This window comes from Streptomyces sp. NPDC002133 (genome assembly GCF_040296405.1).
Lineage (GTDB): Bacteria > Actinomycetota > Actinomycetes > Streptomycetales > Streptomycetaceae > Streptomyces.
Genome location: NZ_JBEOXF010000027.1, coordinates 57200 through 71515 on the forward strand (window position 1 = coordinate 57200; position 14316 = coordinate 71515).

Genomic DNA, 14316 nt, shown 5'->3' on the forward strand with positions numbered 1-14316 from the left:
GCCGTACCGACCCGCATCGAGAGGTTGACCCGCGCACGACGGTGCAGGATGGAGGCATGGATCTTCGAATCTTCACGGAACCCCAGCAAGGGGCCTCCTACGACACCCTGCTGATGGTCGCCAAGGCGACCGAGGACCTCGGCTTCGACGCATTCTTCCGCTCGGACCACTATCTGCGCATGGGCTCGGCCGACGGCCTCCCAGGCCCCACCGACGCCTGGATCACCCTCGCGGGGCTCGCTCGCGAGACCAAGCGGATCAGGCTCGGCACGCTCATGACCGCCGCCACGTTCCGGCTGCCCGGAGTGCTCGCCATCCAGGTCGCCCAGGTCGACCGGATGTCGGGCGGCCGGATCGAGCTCGGTCTCGGTGCGGGCTGGTTCGAGGAGGAGCACAAGGCGTACGGCATCCCCTTCCCCAAGGAGAAGTTCGCCCGGCTCGAGGAGCAGCTCGCCATCGTGTCCGGCCTGTGGGCCACGGAGACGGGGAAGACCTTCAGCTACGAGGGCACGTACTACCAGCTGCAGGATTCGCCCGCCCTGCCCAAGCCCGCCCAGCGCAGGGTCCCGGTGCTCATCGGCGGCCACGGTGCGACCCGCACCCCCCGGCTGGCCGCCCGGTACGCGGACGAGTTCAACATGCCCTTCGCGTCCGTGGAGGACAGCGAGCGGCAGTTCGGCAGGGTCCGCGCCGCCGCCGAGGCGGCCGGCCGCAAGGCGGACGACCTCGTCTACTCCAACGCCCTTGTCGTCTGCGCCGGCAAGGACGACGCGGAGGTCGCGCGGCGTGCCGCCGCCATCGGACGCGAGGTCGGGGAGCTGAAGACCAACGGCCTCGCCGGCTCGCCCGCGGAGGTCGTCGACAAGCTCGGCCGGTACGCCGCGGCCGGCTCTTCCCGCGTCTATCTGCAGGTCCTCGACCTGCACGACCTCGACCACCTGGAGCTCATCTCCTCCCAGGTCCAGTCCCAGCTCGGCTGATCCCCTCCTCACCCCACCCCCCTCACCTCGCTCACCCCACCCCAGCTCACCTGGAGCCGGCCGGAGTCACCCGGAGTCACCTGTGAAGCCCGTCCGCAGCCTCGCCGCCGCTCTCGCCGAAGGGCCGCTCGTCCTCGACGGCGGTCTCTCCAACCAGCTGGAGGCGCAGGGCTGCGACCTGTCCGACGACCTCTGGTCGGCGCGGCTGCTCGCTGACGGCCCGGAGCAGATCGAGGCCGCCCACACGGCGTATGTGCGGGCGGGCGCCCAGGTGCTCATCACCTCCAGCTACCAGGCGACCTTCGAGGGCTTCGCCCGGCGCGGCGTGGGCAGGGCCGAGGCGGCCGCCCTGCTGGCCCGCAGTGTGGATCTCGCCCGTGCCGCGGCCGAGCGCACGGACCGGGAGGTGTGGGTCGCGGCGTCGGCCGGTCCGTACGGCGCGATGCTCGCGGACGGGAGCGAGTACCGCGGCCGGTACGGACTCACGGTGCGGGAGCTGGAGGCCTTCCACCGCCCCCGCATCGAGGCCCTCGCGGCCGCCGGCCCCGACGCACTCGCCCTGGAGACGGTGCCGGACACCGACGAGGCCGAGGCGCTGCTCAGGGCCGCGCACGCGGTCGGACTGCCGGTTTGGCTCTCGTACACCATCGCGGGAGTGCGCACCCGCGCCGGCCAGGACCTGGCGGCGGCCTTCGCCCTCACCGCGGGCGACGACCGGGTGATCGCCGTGGGCGTCAACTGCTGCGAGCCCGGCGACGCGGACCGGGCCGTGGAGCTCGCCGCCCGGGTGACGGGCAAGCCGGTCGTCGTCTACCCGAACAGCGGCGAGCGGTGGGATGCCGACGCACGCTCCTGGCGCGGCGGCGCCACCTTCGATCCGGCACGCGCGCGCGACTGGCAGTCGGCCGGCGCACGGCTCCTCGGCGGATGCTGCCGCGTGGGCCCGGACCGTATCGCCGGGCTGGCCGCCCTCACCCGTCCGCAGCCGTAGCGGTACGGCATGGCCGAACCCGAGAAAATTCCTGGTCAGAGAGCGTCGACCGGGCAATACTCGGACACGTGTTCATGACGATCAGCGCGACCGGTACCCCCGAGCGTCCCGCCACCGACCTGGGCTTTCTGCTGCACAAGCATCCCGACAAGGCGCAGACGTTCTCCACCTCCCACGGCACGGCGCACATCCTCTACCCCGAGGCCACCGCCGAGCGCTGCACAGCCGCGCTGCTGCTGGAGGTGGATCCGGTGGCGCTCGTGCGGCGCGGCAAGGGCAAGGGGCGCGGCGGAGCGCCGGATTCGGCTCTCGCGCAGTACGTCAACGACCGGCCCTACGCGGCGTCCTCGCTCCTCTCCGTCGCGATGAGCACCGTCTTCAAGAGCGCACTGCGCGGGGTGTGCCACGCGATGCCGGAGCGGGCGGAGAACCCGCTGCCGCTGCGGATCGAGGTTCCCGCACTGCCCGCGCGCGGTGGAGCCGAGCTCGTGGGAAAGCTGTTCGACCCGCTCGGCTGGGCCTCCGTCGACGCCGAGCCGGTGGCGCTCGACGATCAGTTCCCCGAGTGGGGGGACTCGCGGTACGTACGGCTCGTCCTGGAAGGGGAGCTGAGGCTCGCCGACGCACTGCGGCAGCTGTACGTCCTGCTGCCGGTCCTCGACGACGCCAAGCACTACTGGGTCGCACCCGACGAGGTCGACAAGCTGCTGCGGGCAGGCGAGGGCTGGCTGGCCGAGCACCCCGAGCAGAAGCTCATCACCAGCCGCTATCTGTCCCGCCGCTGGGGACTGACACGGCAGGCGATGGAGCGGCTCGAGCTCGTACGGCTCGCCGAGAGCGACGACCTCGAGGTCGAGGACGTCGACAACGCCGTGGACGAGACCACGGACACCGACGAGCGCCCGGTGCCGCTCGCCGAGCAGCGCCGCGAGGCCGTCCTGGAGGCCCTGCGCGCAGCGGGCGCCGCCACCGTGCTCGATCTGGGCTGCGGGCAGGGCCAGTTGGTGCAGGCGCTCCTCAAGGACGTGCGCTTCACCGGCATCGTCGGTGTGGATGTGTCCGTGCGCGCCCTCACCGTCGCTGCCCGCCGACTGAAGCTGGACCGCATGGGCGAGCGCCGGTCCAGCCGCGTCACGCTCCTCCAGGGCTCGCTCACGTACACCGACAAGCGGCTCACCGGCTACGACGCGGCCGTGCTCAGCGAGGTCATCGAGCACCTCGACCTGCCACGGCTGCCCGCCCTGGAATACGCCGTCTTCGGCTCCGCGCGCCCGCGCACGGTGATCGTGACGACGCCGAACGTCGAGTACAACGTCCGCTGGGAGTCCCTGCCCGCCGGGCACGTGCGCCACAGCGACCACCGCTTCGAGTGGACCCGGGCCGAGTTCCGGGACTGGGCCGAACAGGTGGCCGGGCGCCACGGATACGACGTCCGCTACGTCGGCGTCGGCGACGACGACCCCGAAGTGGGCGCCCCGACCCAGATGGCCGTATTCACCATGACCACGAAGGAGGTGGAGGCGGCATGACCACCATCACCCGCACCCTGCCCGTCCCCGACCTCTCCCTCGTGGTCCTCGTCGGCGCCACCGGCTCCGGCAAGTCCACGTTCGCCCGCAGGCACTTCAAGCCCACCGAGGTGATCTCGTCCGACTTCTGCCGCGGTCTGGTCGCCGACGACGAGAACGACCAGAGCGCCAGCGGTGACGCCTTCGACGTCCTGTACTACATCGTCGGCAAGCGGCTCGCCGCCGGCCGGCTCACCGTCGTCGACGCCACCAGCGTCCAGCAGGAGAGCCGGCGCCGGCTCGTCCAGATCGCGCGCGAGCACGACGTCCTGCCCGTCGCGATCGTCCTCGACCTGCCCGAAGAGGTGTGCGCCGCCCGCAACGCGGGCCGCCCCGACCGCGCGGACATGCCCCGCCACGTCATCCAGCGGCACCGCCGCGAGCTGCGCCGCTCGCTGCGCGGACTGGAGCGCGAGGGCTTCCGCAAGGTGCACGTCCTGCGCAGCGCCGAGGAGGTCGACGCGGCCGAGGTCGTCCTCGAGAAGCGCTACAACGACCTGCGGCATCTGACAGGCCCGTTCGACATCATCGGCGACATCCATGGCTGCCGCTCCGAGCTGGACACCCTGCTCGCGACGCTCGGCTACGGGGACGGCGCACACCCTGAGGGCCGCACCGCCGTGTTCGTCGGTGACCTCGTCGACCGGGGCCCCGACAGCCCCGGTGTGCTGCGCCGCGTGATGGGCATGGTGGCGGCCGGCAACGCCCTGTGCGTGCCGGGAAACCACGAGAACAAGCTCGGCCGCTGGCTGAAGGGCCGGCAGGTCCAGCACACCCACGGCCTCGCCGAGACCATCGAGCAGTTGGAGCGCGAGGACGCGAGCGACCCGGACTTCCGTGCGCAGGTGCGGGAGTTCATCGAGGGCCTCGTCAGCCACTACGTCCTCGACGAGGGCAAGCTCGTCGTGTGCCACGCGGGCCTGCCCGAGAAGTACCACGGCCGCACCTCCGGCCGGGTCCGCTCGCACGCGCTGTACGGCGACACGACCGGGGAGACCGACGAGTTCGGGCTGCCCGTCCGCTACCCCTGGGCCGAGGACTATCGAGGCCGGGCCGCCGTGGTGTACGGCCACACACCCGTGCCCACCGCGTCCTGGGTCAACAACACCATCTGCCTCGACACCGGTGTCGTCTTCGGCGGAAAGCTGACCGCGCTGCGCTGGCCGGAGCGTGAACTCGTCGAGGTTCCGGCCGAGAAGGTGTGGTACGAACCCGTAAAGCCACTGGTCACCGAGGCGCCCGGCGGACACCAGGGCCGCCCGTTGGACCTCGCCGATGTCCACGGGCGCCGCATCGTGGAGACCCGTCACATGGGTCGCGTCGCCGTGCGGGAGGAGAACGCGGCCGCGGCCCTGGAGGTGATGAGCCGCTTCGCGGTCGACCCGCGGCTCCTCGCCTACCTGCCGCCGACGATGGCACCGACCGCGACCTCGCAGGAGGACGGCTGTCTCGAGCACCCGGCCGAGGCATTCGCACAGTACAAGGCGGACGGTGTCGCGCAGGTCGTGTGCGAGGAGAAGCACATGGGCTCGCGGGCGGTCGCGCTGGTCTGCCGCGACGCGGACGTGGCCCGGGAGCGCTTCGGAGCGGAAGGGGCGACCGGCGCCCTGCACACCCGCACCGGCCGCCCCTTCTTCGACGACGCGCAGGTCACCGAGGAGATCCTGGAGCGCCTGCGCGCGGCCGTGACCGGCGCCGGCCTGTGGGACGAGCTCGCGACCGACTGGCTGCTGCTGGACGGTGAGCTGATGCCGTGGTCGCTCAAGGCGGCCGGACTGCTCCGCAAGCAGTACGCGGCCGTCGGCGCCGCGTCCGGCGCGGTCTTCCCCGGCGCGACCGCCGCCCTCGAAGCCGCCGTCGCCCGCGGCATCGAGGTGGGCGGGCTGCTGGAGCGCCAGCGCGAACGGGCCGCGGACGCGGCCGCGTTCACCGAGGCGTACCGGCGGTACTGCTGGACCACCGAGGGCCTGGACGGAGTGCGCCTCGCGCCCTTCCAGATCCTCGCAGCCCAGGGCCGCTCCCTCGCCGCCGTACCGCACGACGAGCAACTGGCCTGGTTGGACCGGCTCGTGGAAGCCGACGCCGCCACGTCCGGAGCCGCCGGCAGATCCGGGCTGCTCCAGCGCACCCGCCGTCTCGTCGTCGACACGGGCGACGAGGAATCGGTGCGCGCCGGAGTGGACTGGTGGCTGGAGATGACCGGCGCGGGCGGCGAGGGCATGGTCGTCAAGCCGCTGCGTGCGCTCGTACGGGACGGCAAGGGCCGGCTCGTCCAGCCCGGGATCAAGGTGCGCGGGCGCGAGTACCTGCGGATCATCTACGGTCCCGAGTACACCCGTCCGGACAACCTGACCCGGCTGCGCAGCCGGTTCCTCGGCCACAAGCGGTCGTTGGCGCTGCGCGAGTACGCCCTCGGCCTGGAGGCCCTGGACCGGCTCGCCGAAGGGGAGCCGCTGTGGCGGGTCCACGAGGCGGTCTTCGCGGTCCTCGCCCTGGAGTCGGAGCCGGTCGACCCCCGACTCTGACCGGCGACCCCCGGCTCTGACCCGGCGGCCTCCGCCTCCGATCCGGTCGGCCTCCGGTTCCGAGCGCAGGGCCCCGTGGACGGATCGCACCGTTCCACGGGGCCTGCCGCTGATCCGACGATTACTGCAGTCGGGGGAAAGGCGGCCGGATTCCGGCGCCGGGCTCGTTCTTCCGGACAGCAGGGTGTCCGCGATTTCCGGAAGGACGGAGTGCAGTATGAAGTCGATCGCGCGTGGGAGCCTCGGAGCGCTCATGGCATGTGTGGCCGCGGCGGTGGCGGCGCCGTCCGCCGTGGCCGCGCCGCATGTGCCGGTCGTGGTCCCGCTGGACCCGCTGGAGCAGGCCGTTCCGCTGGAGGCGCCCACCGTGAGCGCGGCGGCGCCGCTGCCCGTGCCGAGCGCGCCCGAGGTTCCGCGGTACGAGGAGGGGAAGGTGCTGCCCACGGGCATCGTGCCCCGGGTGCCGCTGACGAGTGAGCTGCCGGGGGCGCGGGCCGGGGTCCCGCTGCCGCACCCGCTGAGCGACGAGGAGGTGGGCACCGTCCACCTCGCGTCGCCCGACACGGACGTGATGGCCGCGACTCCGGGCGCCGACATCGCCGCGCCCCTGACGGCTCCCGCCGCCGGGACGGACGGGCTGCCGGGCCTGGCCCGGCCGGAAGCCGGCGTGCTGCTCCCGGAGCTCCGGGCGACGCCGAGGACCGTGCTCGGGTTCGACCAGTAGCGCCGTAGGAAGCGCGGCCCGGCTTCGACCCGGGCCCCCTCCCGCCCTCTTCGCCCCCGCTTTGCGCCTGTGGTGGGCGGGGAGGGGGCCGGTCTGGGAACGTTTCCCCATGGGATTCCACGTCGACTCCGAGACCGGGCTGCTGCGCCGGGTCGTACTCCACCGCCCCGATCTGGAACTGAAGCGGCTCACCCCCCGCAACAAGGACGCGCTCCTCTTCGACGACCTCCTGTGGGTCCGGCGCGCCCGCCAGGAGCACGACGGCTTCGCGGACGTGCTCCGCGACCGCGGAGTGAAGGTGCATCTCTTCGGCGATCTGCTGCGCGAGTCACTGGAGATCCCGGCGGCCAGGAAGCTGGTCCTCGACCGCGTCTTCGACGAGAAGGAGTACGGCCCGCTCGCCACGGACCATCTGCGGGCGGCCTTCGACGCGATGGACACGGCCACCCTGACCGAGGCCCTGGTCGGCGGGATGACGAAGAGGGAGTTCCTCGCAGGTCACTCGGAGCCCGCGTCCGTCCGCTTCCATGTGATGGACCTGGACGACTTCCTGCTCGGCCCGCTGCCCAACCACATCTTCACCCGCGACACCTCCGCCTGGATCTACGACGGCGTCTCCATCAACGCCATGCGCTGGCCCGCCCGCCGACGCGAGACGGTGCACTTCGAGGCGATCTACACACACCATCCGCTGTTCACCGGCCCGGAGGCGGGCGAGTTCCACCACTGGTCGGAGGGCCAGGCCGACTACCCCTCGACCATCGAGGGCGGCGACGTCCTGGTCATCGGCAACGGCGCGGTGCTGATCGGGATGAGCGAGCGCACCACCCCGCAGGCCGTCGAGATGCTGGCACGCGGGCTGTTCCAGGCCGGGTCCGCGCGGACCATCGTGGCCCTGGACATGCCCAAGCGGCGGGCCTTCATGCACCTCGACACCGTGCTGACGATGGTGGACCACGACACCTTCACCCAGTACGCGGGCCTCGGCATGCTGCGCTCGTACACGATCGAGCCGGCGGAGGGCGAGCGGGGCGTGGCCCTTCGGGTCACCGACCATCCGCCCGAGCACATGCACAGTGCGATCGCCGCCGCCCTCGGACTGCAGGACATCAGGGTCCTCACGGCCAAGCAGGACGTGCACGCGGCGGAGCGCGAGCAGTGGGACGACGGCTGCAACGTCCTCGCCGTCGAGCCGGGCGTGGTCGTGGCGTACGACCGGAACGTCACGACGAACACCCATCTGCGCAAGCAGGGGATCGAGGTCATCGAGATCCCGGGCAGCGAACTGGGCAGAGGGCGCGGCGGCCCGCGGTGCATGAGCTGTCCCGTCGAGCGTGATACCGCCGGCGCGGGCACCCCCTGACTGTATAGCAATACAGTACTTCGTATAGACTTCCATGGTCCCCGCATTCGCGACCCAGGAGCACCCACCATGGCGACACACCTCGAAGGCCGCCACTTCCTCAAGGAGCTCGACTTCACCGCGGAGGAGTTCCGAGGCCTGATCGACCTGGCCGCGGAACTCAAGGCCGCCAAGCGGGCCGGTACCGAGGTCCCGCGACTGCGTGGCAGGAACATCGCGCTCATCTTCGAGAAGACGTCGACACGTACGCGCTGCGCGTTCGAGGTCGCCGCCGCCGACCAGGGGGCGGCGACGACATATCTCGACCCCGCCGGTTCGCAGATGGGCCACAAGGAGTCGGTCAGGGACACGGCCCGGGTGCTGGGGCGGATGTTCGACGGAATCGAGTACCGCGGGAACAGCCAGGCGACCGTCGAGGAGCTCGCCGCCCACGCCGGGGTCCCCGTCTTCAACGGGCTCACCGACGACTGGCACCCCACCCAGATGCTCGCGGACGTGCTGACCATGACCGAGCACAGCGACAAGCCGCTGACCGGCATCGCCTTCGCCTACCTCGGTGACGCCCGCTTCAACATGGGCAACTCGTACCTGGTCACCGGCGCCCTGCTCGGCATGGACGTGCGGATCGTCGCGCCCGAGGCGTACTGGCCGGCGGACGAGGTCGTCGCCGTCGCACGCGAGGCCGCCGCGGCCGCCGGCGCGAGGATCATGCTCACCGAGGACATCGCCGAGGGTGTCGCCGGGGCCGACTTCGTCGCCACCGACGTCTGGGTGTCGATGGGCGAGCCGAAGGAGAAGTGGGACGAGCGCATCAAGGCCCTCTCCCCGTATGCGGTGACGATGGACGTGCTGCGCGCCACCGGCAATGCGGACGTCAAGTTCCTGCACTGCCTGCCGGCCCTCCACGACCTGGGCACCACGATCGGGCGGGAGATATTCGAGAGGCACGGCCTGAGCGAGCTCGAGGTCACGGACGAGGTCTTCGAGTCCGCGCATTCGGTCGTCTTCGACGAGGCGGAGAACCGGATGCACACGATCAAGGCGGTGCTGGTGGCGACGCTGGGCGGCGCGAGCGAATAGCCGCTACGACTCCGGCAGCGGCGAGCGGGGGGACGGCACGCCCGCAGCCGGACCCGCCTCGGCAGCGGGCCCCTCGGCGGCGGCAAGCGTGAACCAGACCGCCTTGCCGTGAGGAGTGGGGCGGTGTCCGCAGGCGGAGCTGAGCGCGCGGATGAGGAGCAGGCCGCGCCCGTGCTCCTGCCAGGGGTCGGGCCCGCAGTCCGGCAGCGGCTCGCAGAGGCCGCCCGGCGGGGCGGGGTCGTGGTCGTGCACCTCGACCTGGCAGCCCGTCGGCAGCAGCTCCACGACCAGCTGGATCGAGCCCCCGCCCGCGGTGTGCTCCACCGCGTTGGCGACGAGCTCCGCCGTCAGGAGCTCCGCGGTGTCGCTGTCGGCCGCCTCGAGCTCCGCGAAGGCGGTACGGATCAGTGCGCGGGCGAGCGGTATGGCGGCCGTCGTGTGCGGCAGCGCGAGACGCCAGGAAGTGGTGGGGGCGTCCGCCGCCGGTGCGGCGGTGGAGGGGGCTTTACACAAGGCGGGTCCGTTCGCTGTGCTCCGTACCGGCTGGTACTGCTTTCCACCGTACGGAGGGGTAGCCCCCTATCCAAGGGCCTCTGTGCCGTCCGTCCCAGGACCTGTGCCCCACCTGATACGGGACCTTTGCGCGGCCGCGACCATGTGACGGGCCGTCGGGCCCACCCGGGTTGCCGGTTCCGCCGTATCGCGTACTCGTGACGGAAGTCACGCACAGGTGATAACTTCGTGGGGCAGGCACTGGCCGGCGGCAGTCCGCAGCAGCCGGCAGCCCGAGGGAGGCCGTGTCCATGAGCCCCTTTCCCAGCTCGGCGCCCCGCACCGACGAATGGCGCCATATCCGCCTGACCAGGCAGGACGGTGTCGCCACTGTCACGCTCGACCGCCCCGACAAGCTCAACGCGCTCACCTTCGGCGCCTACGCCGACCTGCGTGACCTGCTCGCCGAACTGTCCCGCGAGCGATCCGTGCGCGCACTCGTCCTCGGCGGCGAGGGCCGTGGCTTCTGCTCCGGCGGCGACGTCGACGAGATCATCGGCGCCACGCTCGCCATGGACACCGCCCAGCTCCTCGATTTCAACCGGATGACCGGGCAGGTCGTACGGGCCCTGCGCGAATGCCCCTTCCCCGTCATCGCGGCGGTCCACGGCGTCGCCGCCGGAGCCGGAGCGGTGCTCGCGCTCGCCGCCGACTTCCGGGTCGCGGACCCGTCGGCCCGCTTCTCCTTCCTCTTCACCAAGGTCGGACTCTCCGGCGGCGACATGGGCGCCGCGTATCTGCTGCCGCGCGTCGTCGGGCTCGGGCACGCCACGCGGCTGCTGATGCTCGGCGAGCCGGTCCGCGCCGTCGAGGCCGAGCGGATCGGGCTGATCAGCGAACTGACCGGGGAGGGCGAGGCGGACAAGGCGGCCGCGGCGCTCGCCCGCCGGCTCGCCGACGGCCCCGCCCTCGCCCACGCCCAGACCAAGGCCCTGCTCACCGCGGAACTCGACATGCCGCTCGCCGCGGCGGTGGAACTCGATGCCGCGACGCAGGCGCTGCTGATGAACGGCGAGGACTACGCGGAGTTCCACGCGGCCTTCACGGAGAAGCGCGCCCCGAACTGGCAGGGGCGCTGACGATGCCGTCGTACGCGGGGGAGCCCCGCGGCCACCTCGGCTCCGCGGGCGAGCCCGCAGCCCCCCGGGACGGGTCCGGGACCGCCCGGTCGGCCCGGATGTCCGTCCACCATCGCCGGACAGGCTCAGCAGGAGTCCCCCCGGCGATCGAGGTGGAGGTCCCCCCGGGCCCGCCAGGGCGTACGGGGAGGGGGCGCGGGGACGGCGCCCCCTCATCGGGGCCCGGCGCGGAGCACCGGTGGGAGGCCGAGGGGCTTGCCTCCCGCTTCGCGAAGGGGCAGGCCGGGCAAGAACCCGCCGCAGACCGCATCCTCCACCACGGCGCACCCCTGCGCGTCGCCGTCATCGGCGGCGGCCCCGGCGGGCTGTACGCCGCCGCGCTGCTGAAGCGGCTCGACCCCCGCCGCGACATCACCGTGTGGGAGCGCAACGCCCCCGACGACACCTTCGGCTTCGGCGTCGTCCTCTCCGACGAGACCCTCGGCGGCATCGAGCACGCCGACCCCGCCGTCTACCGGGCGCTCCAGGACGAGTTCGTCCGCTGGGACGACATCGACATCGTCCACCGCGGCCGCACCCTCACCTCCGGCGGGCACGGTTTCGCCGCGCTCGGCCGGCGCAGACTGCTGGAGATCCTGCACGAGCGGTGCGCGTCCCTCGGAGTGCGGCTCCGGTTCCGCACCGAGGCCCCGCCCGCCGCCGAGCTCGCCGCCTCGTACGACCTCGTCGTCGCCGCCGACGGTGTGCACAGCCTCACCCGCGCCGCGCACGCCGACGTCTTCGCGCCGCGCATCACCACCCACCGCTGCCGCTACATCTGGCTCGCCGCCGACTTCGCCTTCGACGCCTTCCGCTTCGAGATCGCCGAGACCGAGCACGGCGTGATGCAGCTGCACGGATACCCCTTCGCCCGCCCGTCACCCGACCACCACCCCCCGACGAGGCCCTCCGCGCCGCAGAACCCCTCCGGCGCCTCCACCGTCATCGTCGAGATGCGCGAGGAGGTCTGGCGGGCGGCCGGGCTCGACGAGTGCGACGAGCAGCAGTCGGCCGAGCGCTGCGCCAAGGTCTTCGCCGACGCCCTCGGCGGCCGCCCGCTGCGCGGCAACAGCTCCACCTGGATCGCCTTCCGCACCGTCGTCAACGACCGCTGGGCGCACGGAAACACCGTGCTCCTCGGCGATGCCGCGCACACCGCCCACTTCTCCATCGGCTCCGGCACCAAACTCGCCGTCGAGGACGCCCTCGCCCTCGCCGCCTGCATCGAGGAGCAGCCCACACTCCCCGAGGCCCTCGCGGCGTACGAGAGCGAGCGCCGGCCCGTCGTGGAGTCCACGCAGCGCGCCGCGGCGGCCAGCCTGCGCTGGTTCGAGGAGCTCGGGACGTATCTCGACCAGCCGCCACGGCAGTTCGCGTTCAACCTGCTCACGCGCAGCCGCCGTGTCACACACGACAATCTCCGGCTGCGCGACCGGGCGTTCACCGACTCCGTCGAGGAGGACTTCGGCTGCCCGCCCGGCACGCCCCCGATGTTCACGCCCTTCAGGCTGCGCGGGCTGACCCTGCGCAACCGTGTCGTCGTCTCGCCCATGGACATGTACTCCGCCGAGGACGGCGTCCCCGGCGACTTCCATCTCGTCCACCTCGGCGCAAGGGCCCTCGGCGGCGCCGGGCTCGTCATGACCGAGATGGTCTGCGTCAGCGCCGACGGCCGCATCACCCCAGGCTGCGCCGGCCTCTACACCGACGAACAGGCCGCGGCCTGGCGCCGCATCACCGACTTCGTCCACACCCGGTCGCCCGGCACGGCCATCGGCGTCCAGCTCGGCCACTCCGGCCGCAAGGGCTCCACCAGGCTCATGTGGGAAGGCATCGACCAGCCCCTGCCGGACGGCAACTGGCCGCTCGTCGCGGCCTCACCGCTCCCGTACCACCCGGGCGTCAACCAGGTCCCGCACCAGCTCGACCGGGCCGGACTCACGGCGATCCGCGAGCAGTTCGCCACGGCCGCCGGGCGCGCCGCGCACAGCGGATTCGACCTGCTCGAACTCCACTGCGCCCACGGCTACCTGCTCTCCGGCTTCCTCTCCCCGCTCACCAACCGGCGCACGGACGGATACGGCGGCTCACTCGGCGCCCGGCTGCGCTTCCCGCTCGAAGTGTTCGACACGGTCCGTGCCGTCTGGCCCGACGACCGGCCCATGACCGTCCGCATCTCCGCCACCGACTGGGCACCGGGCGGCACCACCGCACAGGACGCCGTGGAGATCGCCCGCGCGTTCGCCGCCCACGGCGCCGACGCCATCGACGTCTCCACCGGCCAGGTCGTCCCCGACGAACGGCCCGAGTACGGCCGCTCCTACCAGACCCCCTACGCCGACCGGATCCGCAACACCCTCCGCGTCCCCGTCGTCGCAGTCGGCGCGATCTCCTCCTGGGACGACGTCAACTCCCTCCTCCTCGCGGGCCGCGCCGACCTCTGCGCCCTGGCCCGCCCCCACCTGTACGACCCCCACTGGACCCTCCACGCGGCCGCCGACCAGGACTACACCGGCGAGGCCGCCCCTTGGCCGCCCCCGTACCGCGCCGGCAGCCGCAAACCCCCGACCGGCCGCACGGACGCCCCCAAGCCGCGCCTCACGCTGCCGTCGTCATGAACTCCGCGCCCGCGTCCCGCAGCCGCTTGTGCAGCCCCGCGAAGACCCCTGCCGAGCGGCCGCCCGGCCAGTCGTCGGGGAGGAGCTCCCTCGGCAGACCCGGGTCCGCGTAGGGCAGACGGCGCCAGGAGTCGAGAGCCAGAAGATAGTCCCGGTACGCCTCCTCGGGCGGGGTGTCGGAGCGGGACTCCCAGGACCGCAGCACCGGTTCGTGCGTGTCCAGGAACTCCTCGTGCTGCTTCGCGATCGCCGCCAGGTCCCACCAGCGCCCCACCGCCTCCGCCGTCGGGGCGAAGCCGAGGTGTTCGCCGCGGAAGAGATCCACGTACGGGTCGAGCTGCAGACGGCACAGGGTGTGACGGGTCTCCTCGGCGAAGCGGGCGGGCGCGATCCAGACGCCGGGCGCAGCCGTGCCGAAGCCCAGGCGGGCCAGACGGGAGCGCAGCAGGTGCCGCTTGTGGCGTTCGGCCTCGGGGACGGAGAAGACCGCGATCACCCAGCCGTCGGACGGCCTCGGCACAGGATGGCCGTAAATGCGCTCGTCACCGTCGTCGAGAAGCTGACGCGCGTCCGCCGACAGCGCGTAACCGGCCGCACCGGACGCCGTGCGTTCGGCGACGAGCAGACCGCGCCGCTTGAGCCGGGAGACCGAGGAGCGCACGGACGGAGCGTCCACACCGAGCGCACCCAGCAGACGGATCAGCTCCGCCACCGCGAGCGGACCCGCGGTCTCGCGTCCGTACGCGCCGTACAGGGTGACGATCAGGGAACGGGGGGTGTGCTGCTCGGCCACGTGA

11 protein-coding genes are annotated in these 14316 nt (G+C 72.4%); 9 read left to right on the plus strand and 2 right to left on the minus strand.

Going from position 1 to position 14316, the window contains the following annotated elements; all coding sequences use genetic code 11:
- Positions 1-56 precede the first annotated feature (56 nt).
- From ABT078_RS24080 to argF, 7 genes are all read left to right on the plus strand, one after another.
- Positions 57-980 carry an LLM class F420-dependent oxidoreductase gene (locus tag ABT078_RS24080; protein WP_351231014.1) on the plus strand — a complete coding sequence of 308 codons (924 nt, stop codon included), beginning with the start codon at positions 57-59 and terminating at the stop codon, positions 978-980.
- Positions 981-1062: 82 nt separating this feature from the next.
- A complete protein-coding gene (mmuM, locus tag ABT078_RS24085; protein WP_351231016.1) occupies positions 1063-1971 on the plus strand; it encodes a homocysteine S-methyltransferase in 909 nt (302 codons plus the stop codon).
- Positions 1972-2039: 68 nt separating this feature from the next.
- Positions 2040-3500 (plus strand): 3' terminal RNA ribose 2'-O-methyltransferase Hen1, encoded by a 1461-nt coding sequence (locus tag ABT078_RS24090; protein WP_351231018.1) that lies wholly within the window; start codon positions 2040-2042, stop codon positions 3498-3500.
- A complete protein-coding gene (locus tag ABT078_RS24095; RefSeq protein ID WP_351231021.1) occupies positions 3497-6064 on the plus strand; it encodes a polynucleotide kinase-phosphatase in 2568 nt (855 codons plus the stop codon). The genes ABT078_RS24090 and ABT078_RS24095 overlap by 4 nt, the downstream gene beginning before the upstream one ends.
- Positions 6065-6281: 217 nt before the next feature.
- Positions 6282-6788 (plus strand): hypothetical protein, encoded by a 507-nt coding sequence (locus ABT078_RS24100; RefSeq protein WP_351231023.1) that lies wholly within the window; start codon positions 6282-6284, stop codon positions 6786-6788.
- A gap of 109 nt (positions 6789-6897) precedes the next feature.
- On the plus strand, positions 6898-8151 hold the full coding sequence (locus ABT078_RS24105) for an arginine deiminase (RefSeq protein ID WP_351231025.1): 1254 nt from the start codon (positions 6898-6900) through the stop codon (positions 8149-8151).
- A 69-nt stretch (positions 8152-8220) separates the two neighbouring features.
- Positions 8221-9231 carry an ornithine carbamoyltransferase gene (gene argF / locus ABT078_RS24110; protein WP_351231027.1) on the plus strand — a complete coding sequence of 337 codons (1011 nt, stop codon included), beginning with the start codon at positions 8221-8223 and terminating at the stop codon, positions 9229-9231.
- A gap of 3 nt (positions 9232-9234) precedes the next feature.
- On the opposite strand, the gene ABT078_RS24115 is transcribed toward argF, so the two are convergent.
- Positions 9235-9744, minus strand: a complete 510-nt coding sequence (locus ABT078_RS24115; RefSeq protein ID WP_351231029.1) for an ATP-binding protein — start codon at positions 9742-9744, stop codon at positions 9235-9237.
- 290 nt (positions 9745-10034) lie between these two features.
- Between ABT078_RS24115 and ABT078_RS24120 the strand changes: the two genes are divergently transcribed.
- Together ABT078_RS24120 and ABT078_RS24125 are read left to right on the plus strand one after the other, a co-directional pair.
- Positions 10035-10862 carry an enoyl-CoA hydratase family protein gene (locus tag ABT078_RS24120; protein ID WP_351231031.1) on the plus strand — a complete coding sequence of 276 codons (828 nt, stop codon included), beginning with the start codon at positions 10035-10037 and terminating at the stop codon, positions 10860-10862.
- Between the two features lie 329 nt (positions 10863-11191).
- Complete coding sequence (locus ABT078_RS24125) at positions 11192-13519, plus strand: bifunctional salicylyl-CoA 5-hydroxylase/oxidoreductase (RefSeq protein ID WP_351231087.1); 2328 nt, start codon at positions 11192-11194, stop codon at positions 13517-13519.
- Here ABT078_RS24125 and ABT078_RS24130 read toward each other — a convergent pair.
- Positions 13500-14312, minus strand: a complete 813-nt coding sequence (locus tag ABT078_RS24130) for a PaaX family transcriptional regulator (protein WP_351231033.1) — start codon at positions 14310-14312, stop codon at positions 13500-13502. The genes ABT078_RS24125 and ABT078_RS24130 overlap by 20 nt on opposite strands.
- Positions 14313-14316: the final 4 nt, after the last annotated feature.

Bases quoted from the DNA above. Each gene is read 5' to 3' on its own strand.
- ABT078_RS24080 (WP_351231014.1), top strand. From the start codon at position 57: ATGGATCTTCGAATCTTCACGGAACCCCAGCAAGGGGCCTCCTACGAC.
- ABT078_RS24095 (WP_351231021.1), top strand. From the start codon at position 3,497: ATGACCACCATCACCCGCACCCTGCCCGTCCCCGACCTCTCCCTCGTG.
- ABT078_RS24100 (WP_351231023.1), top strand. From the start codon at position 6,282: ATGAAGTCGATCGCGCGTGGGAGCCTCGGAGCGCTCATGGCATGTGTG.
- ABT078_RS24105 (WP_351231025.1), top strand. From the start codon at position 6,898: ATGGGATTCCACGTCGACTCCGAGACCGGGCTGCTGCGCCGGGTCGTA.
- argF (WP_351231027.1), top strand. From the start codon at position 8,221: ATGGCGACACACCTCGAAGGCCGCCACTTCCTCAAGGAGCTCGACTTC.
- ABT078_RS24120 (WP_351231031.1), top strand. From the start codon at position 10,035: ATGAGCCCCTTTCCCAGCTCGGCGCCCCGCACCGACGAATGGCGCCAT.